This window comes from Nioella sp. MMSF_3534 (assembly GCF_030732985.1).
Lineage (GTDB): Bacteria > Pseudomonadota > Alphaproteobacteria > Rhodobacterales > Rhodobacteraceae > Nioella.
On record NZ_JASHJX010000048.1, the window covers coordinates 1 to 17,597 of the forward strand.

16 protein-coding genes are annotated in these 17,597 nt (G+C 63.2%); 6 read left to right on the plus strand and 10 right to left on the minus strand.

Annotated features, from left to right (window positions below):
- The first annotated feature begins 313 nt into the window (after positions 1–313).
- Together RBB16_RS17160 and RBB16_RS17165 are read left to right on the plus strand one after the other, a co-directional pair.
- Positions 314–1,150, plus strand: coding sequence for a DUF1989 domain-containing protein (locus tag RBB16_RS17160; RefSeq protein WP_306047314.1), 837 nt, complete (start codon positions 314–316; stop codon positions 1,148–1,150).
- A gap of 241 nt (positions 1,151–1,391) precedes the next feature.
- Positions 1,392–2,567, plus strand: a complete 1,176-nt coding sequence (locus RBB16_RS17165; protein WP_371931263.1) for a type III PLP-dependent enzyme — start codon at positions 1,392–1,394, stop codon at positions 2,565–2,567.
- Positions 2,568–2,656: 89 nt separating this feature from the next.
- Here RBB16_RS17165 and deoD read toward each other — a convergent pair whose 3' ends face one another.
- The 4 genes from deoD to RBB16_RS17185 form a co-directional block, all read right to left on the minus strand.
- Positions 2,657–3,361 (minus strand): purine-nucleoside phosphorylase, encoded by a 705-nt coding sequence (gene deoD / locus RBB16_RS17170; protein ID WP_306047315.1) that lies wholly within the window; start codon positions 3,359–3,361, stop codon positions 2,657–2,659.
- 151 nt (positions 3,362–3,512) lie between these two features.
- Positions 3,513–3,821 (minus strand): H-NS family nucleoid-associated regulatory protein, encoded by a 309-nt coding sequence (locus tag RBB16_RS17175; RefSeq protein WP_071689164.1) that lies wholly within the window; start codon positions 3,819–3,821, stop codon positions 3,513–3,515.
- Between the two features lie 165 nt (positions 3,822–3,986).
- The gene (locus tag RBB16_RS17180; protein ID WP_306047316.1) at positions 3,987–5,954 is read right to left on the minus strand and encodes a protein meaA; all 1,968 of its coding nucleotides are present in this window, start codon (positions 5,952–5,954) and stop codon (positions 3,987–3,989) included.
- 141 nt (positions 5,955–6,095) lie between these two features.
- Positions 6,096–6,716 carry a class I SAM-dependent methyltransferase gene (locus RBB16_RS17185; RefSeq protein ID WP_306047317.1) on the minus strand — a complete coding sequence of 207 codons (621 nt, stop codon included), beginning with the start codon at positions 6,714–6,716 and terminating at the stop codon, positions 6,096–6,098.
- A gap of 121 nt (positions 6,717–6,837) precedes the next feature.
- Between RBB16_RS17185 and RBB16_RS17190 the strand changes: the two genes are divergently transcribed.
- From RBB16_RS17190 to RBB16_RS17205, 4 genes are all read left to right on the plus strand, one after another.
- Positions 6,838–8,223 (plus strand): 1-acyl-sn-glycerol-3-phosphate acyltransferase, encoded by a 1,386-nt coding sequence (locus RBB16_RS17190; RefSeq protein WP_306047318.1) that lies wholly within the window; start codon positions 6,838–6,840, stop codon positions 8,221–8,223.
- A gap of 112 nt (positions 8,224–8,335) precedes the next feature.
- Entirely contained in the window at positions 8,336–9,628 is a 1,293-nt protein-coding gene (ccrA, locus tag RBB16_RS17195) for a crotonyl-CoA carboxylase/reductase (protein ID WP_306047319.1), read from the plus strand.
- A gap of 301 nt (positions 9,629–9,929) precedes the next feature.
- Positions 9,930–11,459: an ATP-dependent RecD-like DNA helicase gene (locus RBB16_RS17200; protein WP_306047320.1), complete on the plus strand. Its 1,530-nt coding sequence runs from the start codon at positions 9,930–9,932 to the stop codon at positions 11,457–11,459.
- Entirely contained in the window at positions 11,456–12,193 is a 738-nt protein-coding gene (locus tag RBB16_RS17205) for an SDR family oxidoreductase (RefSeq protein ID WP_306047321.1), read from the plus strand. The genes RBB16_RS17200 and RBB16_RS17205 overlap by 4 nt, the downstream gene beginning before the upstream one ends.
- A 92-nt stretch (positions 12,194–12,285) precedes the next feature.
- Here RBB16_RS17205 and RBB16_RS17210 read toward each other — a convergent pair whose 3' ends face one another.
- The 6 genes from RBB16_RS17210 to RBB16_RS17235 all read right to left on the minus strand — a co-directional run bounded on the left by RBB16_RS17210 (position 12,286) and on the right by RBB16_RS17235 (position 17,594).
- On the minus strand, positions 12,286–12,888 hold the full coding sequence (locus tag RBB16_RS17210) for a pyridoxamine 5'-phosphate oxidase family protein (RefSeq protein ID WP_306047322.1): 603 nt from the start codon (positions 12,886–12,888) through the stop codon (positions 12,286–12,288).
- 3 nt (positions 12,889–12,891) lie between these two features.
- Complete coding sequence (locus tag RBB16_RS17215; RefSeq protein WP_306047323.1) at positions 12,892–13,659, minus strand: TIGR02186 family protein; 768 nt, start codon at positions 13,657–13,659, stop codon at positions 12,892–12,894.
- Positions 13,656–14,579: a sulfite exporter TauE/SafE family protein gene (locus tag RBB16_RS17220; protein ID WP_306047324.1), complete on the minus strand. Its 924-nt coding sequence runs from the start codon at positions 14,577–14,579 to the stop codon at positions 13,656–13,658. Before RBB16_RS17220 ends, RBB16_RS17215 begins: the two co-directional genes overlap by 4 nt.
- Before the next feature lie 166 nt (positions 14,580–14,745).
- Positions 14,746–15,666, minus strand: a complete 921-nt coding sequence (locus tag RBB16_RS17225; protein ID WP_306047325.1) for a sulfite exporter TauE/SafE family protein — start codon at positions 15,664–15,666, stop codon at positions 14,746–14,748.
- Positions 15,667–15,757: 91 nt separating this feature from the next.
- Positions 15,758–16,558: a purine-nucleoside phosphorylase gene (locus RBB16_RS17230; RefSeq protein WP_306047326.1), complete on the minus strand. Its 801-nt coding sequence runs from the start codon at positions 16,556–16,558 to the stop codon at positions 15,758–15,760.
- 70 nt (positions 16,559–16,628) lie between these two features.
- Positions 16,629–17,594, minus strand: coding sequence for an ABC transporter permease (locus RBB16_RS17235; RefSeq protein WP_071689142.1), 966 nt, complete (start codon positions 17,592–17,594; stop codon positions 16,629–16,631).
- Positions 17,595–17,597: the final 3 nt, after the last annotated feature.

The following is a 17,597-nucleotide window of genomic DNA, read 5'->3' on the forward strand; positions in this document are numbered from 1 at the left end:
GGCGGCTATCATGGCTATAACGCGCTGGAGGGGACGTTTCTGGGCGGTTGCATCTTTTCGGGCAAGGTCGTCGGCGAAGCGCTGTGAGGGGACCGGGATTTCGCCGCCTTCGGCGTCGACCCGCGCGGCCCTTGCGGGCCGCGAAAGGGGGCTCCGCCCCCGCCGCCTGCGGCGACTCCCCCGAGGTATTTGGGCCAAGATGAAAGAGCGGTCGCGTTCGGATCGGGGCGTCGCGGCTGTACAGGGGGTGCACGGGGGGTGTACGCAGGGTGTACGGAGGGCACCCCCCGTTTTCGACGATCAGGAGAGACCCATGAGCGCACCCGCCGATGCCGACGTCCGAAGGGCCATTGCCCCGGTTATCTGCTACCCCAACGACACCCTTCCACGTCTTGACCCGGCTTTGGCGACCCGCGCGACGCAGGGCTGGAAGAAGGTGGCCGAGGTTCTGACACCGCCGCGTGACGGGGCCTGTTTTCGGGTGAAGGCAGGGCAGGCGTTTCGGATTTCCTCGGTTGAGGGTCCGCAGGTGGGGGATTTGAACCTGTGGAACTTGCATGATCTATCGGAGCGGTTTTATTCCGGAAAAACAAGGGCTTTGCACGGCACGCACGTAACGACGGGCGACCGGCTGTGGTCGTCTTTTCCAGGGCTTCGGCCCATGGCGACCATTCTTGACGACAGCCTGAACTGGTACGGAATGGATGCTTATGGGGGGTCCGTCCATGACGTGATCGGCACGCGCTGCGATCCCTATACGCATAATCTGCTGGCGGGCGGGCAGTATCATCATTGCTGCCATTCGAACCTGACCCGCGCGCTGGCGGCCGAAACCGGGATGCCCCTGGCGGAGGCCGAGCCGCTTGTTCACGATGTCTTAAACGTTTTCATGTGTACTGGCTTCACCCGCGACACCGGGCAGTATTTCATGAAGGCCAGCCCCGTTCGCCCCGGCGATCATCTGGATTTCGTGGCAGAGATCGACCTGCTTGGCGGGTTGTCTGCCTGCCCCGGTGGCGATTGCAGTTCGGAGCATTCCTCGGACACGGCGGCGTGCTATCCGCTGCTGGTGGAGGTCTTCGAGACCGACGCGACCGCCGATTGGGTGTCGCCGCCCGTGAATGGCTATGATCGAAGCCATGGGGTTTGAGATCACCCGCCCATTGAAAACTTGATCAAAAATGCCGTGTCGCGGACGAGAAAAAACTTGGGGCGCGGCCAATAAAATTCTTGCAATGACTCGGCAAAAGCCCCAAATGCGCCGTCACAAGACGCCAACGCACGCGCCTCTGTCATGGGTGGTTTCGACCGCCGCAGTTACGTAGCGACGGTAACGTCTCCGAACTGGAACTTTGCCGCCCTTTGATGGGCCAGGTCTGTTGGAGATGACCATGACCGCTATGTTGACCGATTTCTCGGATTCTATTGCCGTCGCCGCACGATCCCGTGCCGAGACCTTCATTGCAGCGAACCGCTTCGAGCGCCCGACCCTCGTGATCGACACCGAGGCGGTGGCCGATCGCTATGCTGCCCTGTCCCGTGGGCTTGGCGACGCGCATATCCACTACGCAGTCAAAGCCAACCCGGCCCCGGAAATCATCGCGCGTCTGGTGTCGCTTGGGTCCGGTTTCGATGCCGCAAGCCGCGCCGAGGTGGAGCTGTGCCTGGACCAGGGCGCATCGCCGGATCACATCTCTTTCGGTAACACCGTCAAGAAACCCGCCGACATCGCCTATGCCTACGCACGGGGCATTCGCCTCTTCGCAGCCGATGCAGAAGAAGAGCTGGAAAAAATCGCGGCCCACGCCCCCGGTGCGCAGGTCTATCTTCGCCTGATCGTTGAATTTTCCGAAGCTGACTGGCCGCTGACCCGCAAATTCGGCTGTGCCCGGTCCAACCTGCTGCCCCTGTTCCAGCATGCGGTGATGCTGGGGCTCGACCCGGTTGGCCTGTCCTTCCATGTGGGGTCCCAGACCCGCCGGGCCTCCATGTGGGCGGGTATCCTCGATGAGGTGGCTGGCAGCTGGCGCGCGTTGCAGGAGGCCGGGTTCGCGCCCCGTCTGCTGAACATCGGGGGCGGTTTCCCGGCCTTTTATGGCGAAGAAGTGGATGGGCCGGAAGTCTATGGCGCGGAAGTGCGCCGCCTGATTGCCGACCGCTTCGGCGATGTCGCTCAGATCATGGCAGAGCCGGGACGGGGTCTCGTGGCCGAGGCTGGCGCCATTGCCGCCGAAGTGCTGCTGGTGTCGCGCAAGGCACGCACGGACCTGCACCGTTGGGTGTTTCTCGACATTGGCAAGTTCTCGGGCCTTGCCGAGACCATGGACGAAGCGATCCGCTACCAGTTCATCACCGAACGGGATGGCGATGACGCCATGGGCCCCTGCATTCTGGCAGGCCCCTCCTGTGACAGTGCCGATGTGCTTTACGAAAAGCGCCCGGTCTTCCTGCCGCTGAGCCTGCAATCGGGCGACCGGATCGTGATCCGTTGCTGTGGGGCCTATACCTCGACCTACGCTTCGATCGGCTTCAACGGTTTCCCGCCGCTCGATGTGGTCGTGATCTGAGCTGATCTGATCGGGGCGGGCAGGGGGCTGTTTACACGGCCCCCGTCCGCGCCGGACCCAAAGGCTTTTATCAAGAAAGCCTTCCTGTGTCAGGCAAAGGCCGCTTCCAGGGCGATTTGCACCATATCCGCAAAGCTGGATTGCCGATCCGGCGCCGGCAGCGCCTCGTGGGTTTGCAGGTGGTCCGAGATGGTCAGAACCGCAAGCGCCCGGCAGCCGTAGCGGGCAGCCAGCACGTAGAGCTCCGCCGCCTCCATCTCGACCGCCAGGATGCCGTGGCGGGTCATCTGCTCGTTCAGATCGGGCCGTTCGTCATAGAACACGTCCGAGGAATAGATCCCGCCCACATGCACTCCGCAATCCAGCTTTCGGGCGGCAGCATAGGCCGCCTGAAGCAGCCCGTAATCCGCGCAAGGGGCGTAGTTCAATTCCTTGAAGATACCGCGTGACGGTGTGGAAAGCGTTGAGCTTGTCATTGCAAGAACAACATCGCGCAGTTTTACCTGCGGTTGCATTCCCCCTGCCGATCCAATCCGGATGAGCGTCCTGGCCCCATAGTCGCGGATCAGTTCGTTGGCATAGATTGACAGGCTCGGCATGCCCATGCCCGATCCCTGAATGGTGACGCGGTTGCCATTCCAGTGCCCGGTAAAGCCAAGCATCCCGCGCGTTTCGTTCACGCAGACCGGATCGTCCAGAAATGTTTCGGCCGCCCATTTGGCGCGCAAGGGGTCCCCTGGCATCAGGACGGTTTCGGCAATCTCTCCGGGGGCGGCGCTGATATGAATGGTCATTGAAAACCCTGTGTGTGACTGACGCCACCTTGCCCGAGGGCCATTGGTTAGGAAAGATGAAAGTTCATTTTCCGGAAGCGTGGAAACGCAACACCCCGAGCCAATTCATCGAAAGGCCCGGGATGTTGATCAATCAGGATTGATCGGTGACTCAGATTTCCAGATCGGACGGATCGGTGCCGGCATTGATGGCGCTCTTGTACCATGCCGGCTGGCGACCGCGACCGCTCCAGGTTTGGGATGCGTCATCGGGGTTGCGGTATTTCGGGACAGAGGTTTTCCCGGCGGCCTTCTTGCCAAGAATCTCGTCCAGCGAGAAACCATGTTCCTGCGCCGCTTTCTGGGCAGCGGCAAGGGCTGCTTCCCGTTGCCGTTTTTCAAAGCTTGTCAGAGCCTTGTCGACATTCTTCTTGAGCGATTGCAATTCTTCTTTGGACATCGAATCGAGGTCGATTGCCATTTTTAAGTTCTCCCGCGTGTGACTAATTACCGTGTTAATTACCTGAAAGTGGGTATTCAATATAAAATAGGGGCACCTGTCCAAAAGTACAGGTGCCCTTGGGGCAATAGTTAATAATCATTCCATTGAATGGACAGGCTACACTGTCCAATTGGACAGGTCTGCTTATTCCGCAGCGGCAACCGGGGGTGCGACGAGCTGTACGATATCCATCATGATGCGATTCAGCTCGAAATCCTTGGGGGTGTAAACCCGTGCCACGCCGCTGGAAAGCAGGGCCTTTTCATCTTCTTCCGGAATGATGCCGCCCACCATTACAGGGATATGCCCAAGCCCCTCGGCCTGCAATCGGGCCATCACATCCTTGATCAGCGGAATATGGCTTCCTGACAGGATCGACAGGCCGATCACATGCGGATCTTCGGCCTTGGCGGCATCCACGATCTGTTGCGGCGACAGGCGAATGCCTTCGTAGGAAATCTCCATTCCGCAATCGCGGGCGCGGAAGGCAATTTGTTCTGCGCCATTGGAATGGCCGTCGAGCCCCGGTTTGCCGACGAGGAATTTCAATCGGCGGCCAAGGCTATCGGACACGGCATCCACGGCATCGCGGATATCCTCCAGCCCTTCCGTCTTGTTCGAAACGGCCCGCGACACGCCGGTCGGCCCGCGATATTCGCCATGGACCACGCGCATGACACCCGCCCATTCGCCGGTGGTGGCCCCGGCTTTTGCCGCAGCGATCGAGGCGGGCATGATGTTGTCCCCGGCAGCGGCGGCGGCCCGCAGGGCGTCCAGCGCGGCTTTCACGGCGTCATTGTCCCGTGTTGTGCGCCAGTCGTTCAGGCGGTCGATCTGGTCGGCCTCCACGCCGGGATCGACGGTCATGATCCCGCCATCCGCGTCCATGAGCGGCGAAGGCTCGGTTTCCGTGTACTTGTTCACGCCGACAACCACGGTCTCCCCCCGCTCGATCCCGTTCACGCGGTCGGCATTGGATTCGACCAACCGGCCCTTCATGTATTCGATGGCGGCAATCGCCCCGCCCATGGAGTCGAGATTGGCCAGTTCCGCCCGCGCGCCGTCTTTCAGCGCCTCGACCTTGGCATCCACCACCGGGTTGCCGTCAAACAGGTCGCCATATTCCAGAAGGTCCGTTTCAAACGCCATGATCTGCTGCATCCGCATCGACCATTGCTGATCCCAGGGGCGGGGCAGGCCAAGCGCTTCGTTCCAGGCAGGGAGCTGCACCGCGCGGGCGCGGGCCTTTTTACTAAGCGTCACGGCCAGCATTTCAATCAGAATGCGGTAGACGTTGTTTTCCGGCTGCTGTTCCGTCAGGCCGAGCGAATTCACCTGTACCCCGTAGCGGAAACGGCGGAACTTGGCGTCCTTCACCCCGTAGCGCTCCAGCAGGATTTCATCCCACAGGTCCACGAAGGCGCGCATCTTGCACATCTCGGTCACGAACCGGATGCCTGCATTCACGAAGAAGGAAATCCGTCCGCACAGCGCCGGGAAATCCTCGGCCGGGACACGCGGTTGCAGCGCGTCCAGAACCGCGATGCCGGTGGCCAGTGCAAAGGCCAGCTCCTGCTCGGGCGTCGCGCCGGCCTCTTGCAGGTGGTAGGAACACACGTTCATCGGGTTCCATTTCGGCACGTTGGTATAGCAGTATTCCGCCACGTCGGCGATCATCTTCAGGCTTGGCGCAGGCGGGCAGACATAGGTGCCGCGGCTGAGGTACTCCTTGATCAGGTCATTCTGCACGGTGCCCTGAAGCTTGGCGATATCCGCGCCCTGTTCCTCGGCCACCGCGATATAGAGCGATAGTAGCCACGGCGCGGTGGCGTTGATCGTCATCGAGGTGTTCATCTGTTCCAGCGGGATCTGGTCGAAAAGCGCCCGCATGTCACCCAGATGGCAGACCGGCACGCCCACCTTGCCCACCTCGCCGCGCGCCAGTTCATGGTCGCTGTCGTACCCCGTTTGCGTCGGCAGGTCGAAGGCCACGGACAGGCCCGTCTGTCCCTTGGCCAGGTTGCCGCGATAAAGCGCGTTCGAGGCCTTGGCGGTCGAGTGGCCCGCATAGGTGCGAATCAGCCAGGGGCGGTCTTTTTGGGTCTCGGTCATCAGGCGGCCTCCGAATCCAGATCGGTAATCTTATTTCGTCAGGCCGGGTATATCGGGAATATTCATGCGCCGTCAACTCGCTGCATCGCGGCGAGACGGGAATAGATGCTGCGCTGCTATTCTGCGGCTGCATCCAGTCGATCATAGCCGGTGAAACTCCATGATCAGCCCGTGTGCATCGCCATGGGCATCATCGGCCTTGTCGTAGATCGCGAAGTCATGGAAGCGGATCGGCGTGATTTGCCCATTCGCCACAAGCTGAGCCAGTGCGGACCCGAACCCGGCGCTGTCATAGATTTCCGGGATCACGGTGCAGACGAACAGAGCGCCAGGCCGGGCGATACGCATCAGTTCCGGCAGGCAGACGGGGCCGACATGGCCATGGGTGAAGGTGCCCGAGGACACGACGCCACCATAGCTGGCATCGGGGATATCCAGCGGTCCGGTCAGGTCTGCGGTGATGAGGGCACGATAGACACCCTTGCGCCCCGCGACCGCCAGCATCTCTGGTGACAGGTCCAGCGCGTCGATGGTGAGGCCGGTCATCTCTTCCCCGATCAGCCCGGTGCCCGCGCCCACATCCAGCACCGGCTCATTCCCCTTGGCTGCGGCGCGAAACCTGCGCGCGACCTCGCCCGGAGAGCGATAGCCGCGATCCTCGGCAAAGGTCTGGTCATAGCTGTCCGCCCATTCCTTGTAGAATTCGCGGGTCTCGTCCTTGCCGCCAAGCGCATAGGCGCTGTCGAGGTCCGGTTTGGGCATGTCTGTCCTCCTGATATCTGGCAGCATAGCTGAGGGCACGGGGCCACGGTCAACCCCCTGACCTGCACAAGCCCGATTGAAGCGGGTCGCGTTTCCTGCCACCGTCGCCGGGATGACAACGATGATCGAAGTTCCGGCGTGGCTGCTGATTCTGGTGCTGCTTTTCGCGGCGGTCACGGCATTGGACCGGATCCTGATGCCCTCGGTCCGCTGGTATCTGCGCCGCCGCCTGGAACGCGCGGTCGACCGGCTGAACCAGAAACTGTCCTATCCCATTCAGCCCTTCAAGCTGGCCCGCCGCCGCGACACGATCCTGCGCCTGCGTTATGACCCGGAGGTCGCCAGGGCGGTGCTGGCCTATGCGCGGGAACGGGGCATTCGCGAAGACGTGGCCGCACAGACCGCAGAACGCTATGCGCGGGAAATCGTGCCCTCCTTCTCGGCTTTCACCTATTTCGCCTTCGCCATCCGCGCGGCGCGTTTTCTGTCGCGATCGCTCTACAAGGTGCGGGTGGGTGCGGCGAATGCCGCCGCGCTGGAAGGGATCGGCAAGGACAAGACGGTGATCTTCGTGATGAACCACCGGTCGAACATGGATTACGTGCTGGTCACATGGCTGGCCGCAGACCGCAGCGCCCTGGCCTATGCCGTGGGCGAATGGGCGCGGGTCTGGCCCTTGCAGCCGCTGATCCGAATGCTTGGCGGCTACTTCATTCGCCGCCGTCACAACAATCCGCTCTATCGCAAGGTGCTGGCGCGTTACGTGCAGATGGCGACAGAGGCAGGGGTGACGCAGGCGGTGTTCCCCGAAGGCGGATTGACCCGGACCGGCGCGCTGCGCGAACCGAAACTGGGCCTGTTGTCCTACATCATCGACGGCTTCCGCCCCGGCGACAGCCGCGATGTGGTCTTTGTGCCGGTGGCGATCAACTATGATCGCGTCATGGAGGACCGCAACCTGATCCATGCCGAGGGCGGTCGCGGCTTTCGCTTCTCTCTGAAACCGATCTTTCGCTATCTGCGCCTGCTGATCTGGCAAAGACTGACCCGACAGGCCAGCCGCTTCGGCATGGCGGCGGTCAGCTTTGGCGAGCCGCTCAGCCTCGCGCAGTTCATAGAAGACCACGAAGGCCATGCGGAAACGCTTGGGCAGGATCTGATGGACCGGATCGGGTCGGTGATGCCGGTCGTGCCCTTCCCGGTGATCGCCCATGCCATGGCCAGCGGCATTCGCAGCCAGGAGGCGCTGCTGCCCGCCATTGAAGACCGCTTCGAAAGGGCGCTGGCCGCCGGGGCGCCGGTCTTCCTGCCGAAACGCGATCTTCCCTACACGATCGAGGCGGCGTTGAAGACCCTTCAGGGGCGTCGCGTGCTGCAGTTGCAGGGAGACAGCTTTGCCCTGACCGATGAAGGCGAACGGCTGGTGGCGTTCTATGCACGGTCTGTCAGCCCAATCCTGGGGCAGTTTCCTGGGGAAATCCTGCCTCAGAAATCCTCCGCGACATAATATTTCACAAACACCCCGATTTCGGGTTGCATAGTTGCGCGGGCCTTATTAGGACTTTCTGCATGAGCACGGAATGATTCCGCGCCGCAGAAAAAACATCCTGGAGGAGCTGATGGCCTTGGACAGCAACCCCGCGATCGCAAGCTACGACGCGCCTGAAAAAGATCTTTACGAGTTGGGCGAAATCCCCCCGATGGGATATGTGCCCAAGCAGATGTATGCCTGGGCCATTCGCAAGGACCGCCAGGGCGAGCCCGACAAGGCAATGCAGGTCGAAGTCGTCGATGTGCCTCAACTGGACAGTCACGAAGTTCTGGTTCTGGTGATGGCCGCTGGCGTCAACTATAATGGGGTCTGGGCCTCGCTCGGTGTGCCGATCAGCATGTTCGACGTCCACAAGCAACCCTATCACATTGCGGGGTCCGACGCCTCGGGGATTGTCTGGGCCGTGGGCGACAAGGTCACGCGCTGGAAGGTGGGCGACGAGGTCGTGATCCACTGCAACCAGGACGATGGTGACGACGAGCACTGCAATGGCGGCGACCCGATGTATTCGCCCTCGCAGCGGATCTGGGGCTATGAGACCCCTGACGGCTCCTTCGCGCAGTTCACCAATGTGCAGGCGCAGCAGCTCATGCCGCGGCCCAAGCACCTGACCTGGGAAGAAAGCGCCTGCTACACGCTGACGCTGGCCACCGCTTACCGGATGCTGTTCGGCCACGAGCCGCATGACCTGAAGCCCGGCCAGAACGTGCTGGTCTGGGGTGCCTCGGGCGGCCTTGGATCCTATGCGATCCAGCTGATCAACACGGCAGGGGCCAACGCGATCGGCGTGATCTCGGACGAGAGCAAGCGCGATTTCGTGATGAATCTTGGTGCCAAGGGCGTGATCAACCGCCGCGATTTCAAGTGTTGGGGCCAGCTGCCGAAGGTGAACACGCCCGAATATGCCGAATGGTTCAAGGAAGCCCGCAAGTTCGGCAAGGCGATCTGGGACATTACCGGCAAGGGCGTCAACGTGGACATGGTCTTCGAGCATCCCGGCGAAAGCACATTCCCGGTCTCTACCTTCGTGGTGAAGAAAGGCGGCATGGTCGTGATCTGCGCCGGGACCACAGGGTATAACCTGACTTTCGACGTGCGCTACATGTGGATGCATCAGAAGCGCCTGCAGGGCAGCCATTTCGCCCATCTCAAGCAGGCCATGGCCGCGAACCAGCTTATGGTGGAACGGCGCCTCGATCCCTGCATGTCCGAGGTCTTCCCCTGGGCGGAACTGCCGGACGCGCATATGAAAATGCTGCGGAACGAGCATAAGCCCGGAAACATGTCGGTGCTGGTGCAGGCACCGCGCACCGGGCTGACCACGCTGGAGGATGTGCTGGAGGCCGGTCCGACCGTCTGATCGGCGGAAGGGTTTCAGGTTTCGGCAAAGCCGCCCCGGGGAGGAGGAGCCCCGGGGTGGTTTTTTTGTCAGCGGGGATTGCGCCCGCTTGCGCGGTCGCCCGGGGAGCGGGCCTCGTCAGGCCCCTTCGGGGCCATCCTCGGCCCGCGTTGCCACGGGATATCGGAGAGGCCGGTGCGTGGAGGATGGGGCGTATGGGCGGCGCGGACGGGACGCCTCCGGCGGAGGTATTTTTGCCAAGATGAAAGGGGGCGGCGGTTTTGCCGTGGTGCCCGCGCGCGGCTTTGCCTAGGGTGCGGGCATGTCCGGTCAGAGCATCACATATTCCGAGGATCAGGCCGCCGCCTATGACCGTTTGACCGAGGTCTTGCGGTCCATGGGGGTCGATCTGGATGCCGAGACACTGCTGCCCGCCGCCGAGGGCAAGACGCAGGTCCTGGCGGTGATCGGCAAGGCGGGCAGCGGCAAGACCATGCTGCTGGCCGAGCTGGTGAAGGCGCTGGAGGCTGCCGGAGTGGACCTTGTGTCCGGTGACTGGGAGGGCAGGCGCCGCAGGGAGCGGCGGACGCTGGCGGTGCTGGCGCCCACCAACAAGGCGGCAAGCGTCTTGCGGCGGCGCGGTGTGCCCGCGACCACCATTCATCGTATCCTCTATACGCCCGTCTATGACCCGGAATATGAGAAGGTGGCCGAATGGCTGGCAGGGCAAGGGGAGCGGCCCGAGATCGAGGCGCTGACCGATGCGGCGCTCGACCGGGCAAAGGCCGTCTATGACGCGCATAAATCGGTGCCTGCTGCATTGGCGGCGGCGGGACTGCGCGGGTCCGATTTCATCACAGGTTGGAAGCGGCGGGAAGATCCGCTCGATATCGGGTTTGTCGATGAAAGCTCCATGCTGGATCAGAAGCAGTTTGACGATCTGCGCGAGATCTTCCCGACGCTTGTCCTGTTCGGCGATCCGGCGCAGCTGGCCCCGGTTGGCCAGTCGGGCGAGATGGTGTTCGACAAGCTGCCGGAACCCGCGCGGCTGACGCTTGGGCGCATTCACCGGCAGGAGGCGGATAACCCCATTCTCGATCTTGCCCATGCGCTTGGCGATCCGGCGCTGGAGTTTCACGAATTCGAGCGGATGATCGAAGATGCCGCGCGCCGTGACCCCCGCGTCGTGGTGGCCCCTCGCGCAGATAGCGACCTGATGGCGCGCAGCCCCGTACTGGTGTGGCGCAACGCCACGCGCATCCGGCTGATCCGGGCCTTTCGCCTGGCCCATGGCGCGCCCGAGGATGCGCTGTTGCCCGGCGAGCCGCTCATTTGTGACGGAATCGAGCTGCCGGTAAAGCACCGCAAGAAGCGCATCGACCTGGAGGCGCGGGGGCTGATCAAGGGGGCGCAGGTGGTCTATATGGGCCCCGGCCGAAAGCCCGGCTTTTCGCGGCTGCATGTGGTGGGGGCGGAAAGCCCTCAATTGTCGGCGGCGTCCATCGTCAAGATCGAGAAGCCCGACGAGGAGGAGCCCTTCATCCCCTATGCCGCGCGCATGGGGGCCACCTTCCTGCATGGGGCGGCGGTGACGATACACAAGGCGCAAGGGTCCCAGTGGCAGGATGTGCAGGTCTTCGCGCCGGATATCTACGCCGCCAGCCGCACGGGCCGGGTCGAGGCCGGTCAGGCCTTGTGGAAACGCCTGGCCTATGTTGCCATCACCCGCGCCGAAGAGCGGCTGATCTGGATCACGCGCTACATGCTGTCCAAGCCGCAGGCGGTTCTGGGGACGGATGATCTGGAGGTGCCGGTGGCGCCCCTGACACTGGAAGCGGAGGACGCGGGATGAGCAAGGTGATTGCCGTGACGGGGGCCAGTGCCGGGATCGGGCGCGCGGTGGCGGAGCTGTTCCTGACCCGCGGCTGGACGGTGGCGGCGCTGGCGCGGCGGGCGGAGCCGCTGCAGGACCTGGCCCGCATGCAGGAGCGGGCGATTGCGCTGCCCTGCGACGTGACCGATGAGGCGGCGGTGGCGCGGGCCTTTTCGCGGATCGTCGAGCAGGCGGGACGGCTTGATGTGCTGTTCAACAATGCCGGTGCCTTCGGGCCCTCGGGGCCGATTGACGAGATCAGCCTGGACGATTGGCGCGCGGTTCTGGATGTGAACCTGACGGGCATGTTCCTCTGCGCCCGCGTGGCCTTTGCGCAGATGCGGCGGCAGGATCCGGCGGGCGGGCGGATCATCAACAATGGCTCCATTTCCGCCCATGTGCCGCGTCCCGGATCGGTCTGTTACACCACCACCAAGCATGGGGTCAGCGGGCTCACCAAGACGCTGAACCTTGATGGCCGTGCGCTTGGCATCTGTGCAGGGCAGATCGACATCGGCAATGCCGCGACCGAGATGACCAAGGGCATTGCCCAAGGCGCGCGGCAGGCGGATGGGTCCATCAAGCCGGAGGCGGTGATGGATGCGGGCAACGTGGCCGAGGCCGTCTGGTACATGGCGAACCTGCCGCTTGAGGCCAATGTGCCGAGTATGACGGTGATGGCCAACAGGATGCCGTTTGTCGGGCGGGGGTAGGGAAGGTCCAGCGGCTGTAGGGTGGGCAGTTTGCCCACCATTCGGTCCAGGTCAGCCCGGTGATGGTGGGCAAACTGCCCACCCTACAGCCGCTACCACATCCGTGATTTCGCGTATTCGGGATAGGTGGCGTCGTAGGTTTCGCCGTCGAAACCCCTGTCCTGTTCCTTGATGAACTGGCCCGCCGTCGGCACCAGCGCACTGTCATCGCCCCGGGTCCACAGACCCGAGCGCATGATCGCCTTGGCGCATTGGAAATACATTTCGTCCAGCGTCACCACGATCACCAGTTTCGGGTGCTGTCCACGCTGTTCGAAACTGCCCGTCACCTCCGGGTCAGCGGTCAGGACGGCGCGTCCATTCACCCGCACCACATTGGTTGAACCCGGCACCATGAACATCAGGCTCACGCGCCCGTCGCGGACAATGTTGCGCAGGCTGTCGATACGATTGTTGCCGCGCCAGTCGGGCAACCAAAGGGTCTGCGCGTCCACGATCCGCACCACCGGGCCGTCATCGCCGCGCGGGCTGCCATCCGTGCCTTCGGGGCCGACGGTCGACAGCACCACGAAGCGCGCCGCCTCGATCCATTGCCGGTAGAGCGGGGTCATCCGGGTGGCAACCTTGGTCAGCGAGGCGGGCACAGGCGCGTCATAGAGCGCCTCCAGTGCCTCGATCGTGTCGATTCTGTTCATCTATCAGCCGCCCATGCGGATGTAGCGGAAGACGGCAGAGGCCAGCCAGCCCGCCGCGATGGCGATGGCCAGCGACAGAAGGCCGTAGACCAGGGGCCGTTCATGGGCGAGCGTGTAGATCATCCGTTCCAGCCCGACCTTGCGCACGGTGATGGCGGTCTCGTAGGAGGACACGACCTCGCGCCCACGGGTCAGGAAAATGCGGGCGGTGTAGTCGCCTTCGACCAGATTGGCGGGCATCCGAAACGAGGTGTTGAACAGCGTTTCGTTGCGCAGGGTCACCGCACCTTCCAGAACCTGATACAGGTCTTCATTCGTGCGGATGCGGATCACGGCATCGGTGAAATCGCGCTGATGTTCGGTCTCGGTGCCCACGGCCCGGATTGCGCGAGGGATGGAAATGCGGTGACGCAGATCCTCGGTATCGCTGATCACCTCGCGGAACGGGTTGGTCGTGGCCACCGCGTAGAAGGTGGGCGCGGCGTCCACTTCCACCGCCTCGGTGTTCATCCAGATGCCATAGCGCCGGTCCATCCGGCGGACGGTCACCGGGCGGTCGGGGCCCTCGATGGTGATGATCACCTCCAGCGGGTTGCCCTCGGGCACCGGTGTATAGCGCTCGACCGCGCCGAAGATCAGGATCTCGGAGCCGTTGAAATTCGCGGTGATCGACACCTCGTTCTGGCTGAGACCAGCGACGACGGTTTCCTCCTGCGCCAAGGCGGTAAGCGGGGCCAGAAGCAGGGCCAGTATCAGCAGGATCTGTTTCAATGTCCCGACGCCGCCCCCAATGTGAAAAGCTCGGACGGCTGCAACAGCAGGTCGAGCGCCAGTTTTCCGCAGACCCCAAGCACCATGATCGCCAGCAGGATGCGCAACTGTTCGGCCTTCAGCTTGACCCCGATCCGCGCACCCACCTGTGCGCCGACGACGCCGCCGATCAGCAACAGGACGGCAAGGATCATGTCTACCGTGTAGTTCGTGGTCGCGTGCAGCAGCGTGGAAAAGGCGGTCACGAAGATGATCTGAAACAGCGATGTTCCGACCACCACCTTGGTGGGCATGCCAAGGATATAGATCATCGCGGGCACCATGATGAAGCCGCCGCCGACGCCCATGATCGCCGCCAGGATGCCAACGAACAGCCCGACCAGCAGCGGCGGAATGACCGACAGGTACAGCCCCGAAGTGCGGAAGCGCATCTTGAAGGGCAACGCATGGATCCAGCCGCGATGGTGGCGGCGCGGCGGCGGGGCACCGGCCGTGGCCTTGGACCGGCGAATGGCGCGCAGGCTTTCGACGAACATCAGCGCGCCGATGATGCCAAGGAAGACCACGTAGCAAAGCCGCACCAGCAGATCGACCTGACCGATAGCGCGCAAAGCGTTGAACACCTGCACCCCGAGCGCAGCCCCCGCAAGACCGCCGATCAGCAGCACGACCCCCATTCGGAGATCCACCGTCTTTCGTTTGAAATGCGCCAGCACGCCGGAAAAGGACGAGGCCACGATCTGGTTGGCCTCGGTCGCCACGGCGACGGCGGGGGGAATTCCGATGAAGAACAGCAGCGGTGTCAGCAGGAAGCCGCCGCCAACCCCGAACATGCCCGACAGGATGCCGACCAGACCGCCAAGCCCAAGCAGAAGGAAAGCGTTTACACTGACTTCTGCAATGGGCAGGTAGATCTGCATGGTCCGACAAATGCCTCCTGAGGTTGTAGCCTGTCTTACTGCCCGGTCCGTGTAATGGCCAGCCTTCACCCCGCCCGGCGGGGGTGCGACAGATCGGAACAGTAAGCGACTGTCAGCATAGTGAATCACTGGCCTCGATCCGTCCAGTGCCAGAGTGCCAATCGGCTCAGTCCAGGTTGACCGATATCCCGTAAAGCTCGCCGGGGCGGATGATCAGTTCCAGCCCGATCTTGACGCTGACCGCCAACACCAGCACCGCCAGCAGGATGCGCAACTGCTCGGCCTTCAGCCTGACGCCGATCCGTGCGCCGACCTGCGCGCCAAGCACCCCGCCGAAGATCAGCAGCAGCGCCAGAACCATATCGACCGAATGGCTGCTTGTCGCATGCATCAGGGTGGTGAAGGCGGTGACGAAGATGATCTGAAACAGCGAGGTGCCGATCACGACCTTGGTGGGCATGCCAAGGATATAGATCATCGCGGGCACCATGATGAACCCGCCGCCGACGCCCATGATCGCCGACAGGATGCCGACCGCGCCGCCGACCAGCAGCGGCGGCAGGGCAGAGATATAGAGCCCCGAGGTGCGGAAGCGCATCTTGAAGGGCATCGCATGCACCCAGTTGCGCTGGCGTCGCGTGACGGCGGGGCGGTCACCCGGGTTTCTTGAGGCGCGGATGGCATTCAGGCTTTCGATGAACATCATCGCCCCGATCGCGCCAAGGAAGACGACATAGCACAGCCGGACCAGCAGATCGACCTGACCGACCGCCCGCAGGGCCGAGAAGACCTGCACTCCAAGGGCCGACCCCAGTAACCCGCCCGCCAGCAGAACCGCGCCCATTCGGATATCCACGGTGCGGCGCTGGAAATGGCTGATGACGCCCGAGATTGACGAGGCGACGATCTGGTTGGCAGAGGTCGCGACGGCCACCACCGGCGGAATGCCCGCCAGGAACAGAAGCGGCGTGATCAGGAACCCGCCGCCGACGCCGAACATGCCCGACAGCACGCCGACCACCCCGCCGATGCCAAGCAGCAGGAAGGCATTGACGCTGACTTCGGCAATGGGAAGGTAGATTTGCATGGGGCGGGGCTTTCGGCGGGGATATCGCCCCTTACGCCTGTGATCGGTCGGAATCCACCGGCCTCCCTGCGACAGATCGGATCAGGCGGGCCTAGCGCTGACGCAGGTAGCGGCGCAGGATCTTCTCCAGTTTCGCGGCGCCGAGGGGAGCCATGGCCTTTGTGTGTTCGTGGCTGATCGCCTCGTCGCTGAGGCCCGCCGCCATGTTGGTCACGGTTGAAATCGCAGCGGCCTTGAGGCCCAGGAACCGGGCCAGGATGACCTCGGGCACGGTGGACATGCCAACCGCGTCGGCCCCAAGCATGTGGATCGCCCGGATCTCGGCAGGCGTTTCGAAGGAAGGGCCGGAATACCAGGCATAGACCCCCTCGGCGAGGGCGATGCTTTCGTCCTCAGCCGCCTGTTTCAGAGCCGCGCGGATGCCGGGATCATAGGCGTCCTTCATCGGCACGAAGCGCCGGTCCGACGGTTCCCCGATCAGCGGGTTGAGACCGGAGAAATTGATATGGTCATTCAGCAGCATCAGGTCACCGGGCTGGATGTCGGACCGCATCGACCCCGCCGCATTGGTGGCAATCAGTGCCTCTGCCCCAAGCGCGGTCAGTACCTCCAGTGGCAAGCGCATGGCGTCGCCCCGGCCGCTTTCGTAATAATGCGCGCGCCCCCCGAAGACGGCAACGCGGGTGCCTTCCAGATCGCCGATGACCAGTTTCGGGTTGTGGCCGGACACGCCCGCATGGGGAAAACCCGGCAGGTCGGCATAGTCGATGGCGGTGCCGTCCACGGCCTCGGCCAGGTGCCCCAGGCCAGAGCCCAGGATCAGGCCGATGGCCACCGGCTCGGCCCCGGCGCGGGACTGGATCAGATCGACAAGCGCGGCGACATCAGACATGGGCATTTCCTTTCAACGGGCGGGGGGAAGGATTTTGCAAAATCCTTCCCCGTCGCGCCTCACGCGGCTCTCAGCGCTCTTTCACATAGGGCTCCCCACCGGCACGCGGCGGGATCGCTTTCCCGACGAAACCGGCCAGGATGACCACGGTCAGGATATAGGGCAGTGCCTGCATGAACTGCACCGGCACGCTGACGCCCAGAAGCCGGATATTCTGAAACAGGCTGCCCGTCGCATCCAGAAGGCCGAACAGCAAACAGGCCATCAGCGCATACCACGGCCTCCACTTGGCGAAGATCAGGGCCGCCAGCGCGATAAAGCCCCGGCCCGCGCTCATCTCGCGCACGAAGCCTGCCGACAGGCTGGTCGACAGATAGGCCCCCGCGATGCCGCACAGCACGCCGCAGATCAACACCGCCGTAAAGCGCATCCGCACCACCGAGATGCCTGCCGTATCCACCGCCGCCGGGTTTTCCCCAACGGCGCGCAGGCGCAGGCCGAACCGGGTGCGGTAGAGCAGCCACCAGGTCAGCGGCACGATCAGGAAGGCCGCGTAGACAAGGATGGAATGGCCCGAGATCAGATCGTGATAGATCGGCCCGAGGATCGGCACGCCCTGCAGCTGTTCCGCGAAGGGCAGGGTGATGTTCTGGAACCGGCCCGAGGTCTCCAGCTGCGGTGTCCGACCGCCAAGCGAGAACCAGCTGTCGCTGACCACCACCGTCATGCCGGCGGCAAGGAAGTTGATCGCAACGCCGGAAATCAGCTGGTTGCCGCGGAAGGTGATCGACGCCACCCCGTGCAGCAGCGCAAAGACCATGGAGGACGCGACGCCCGCCAGAAGGCCAAGCCAGACATTGCCGGTTGTGAACGCGACCGAGGCCGAGAAGAAGGCCGAGATCAGGATCTTGCCTTCCAGACCGATATCGAAGATCCCGGCGCGTTCGGAATAGAGCCCTGCGAGACAGGCCAGCAGCAGCGGTGTGGCCAGCCGGATGGAACTGTCGAGAAGCTGAATGAGAGTTGCGAAATCCATGGA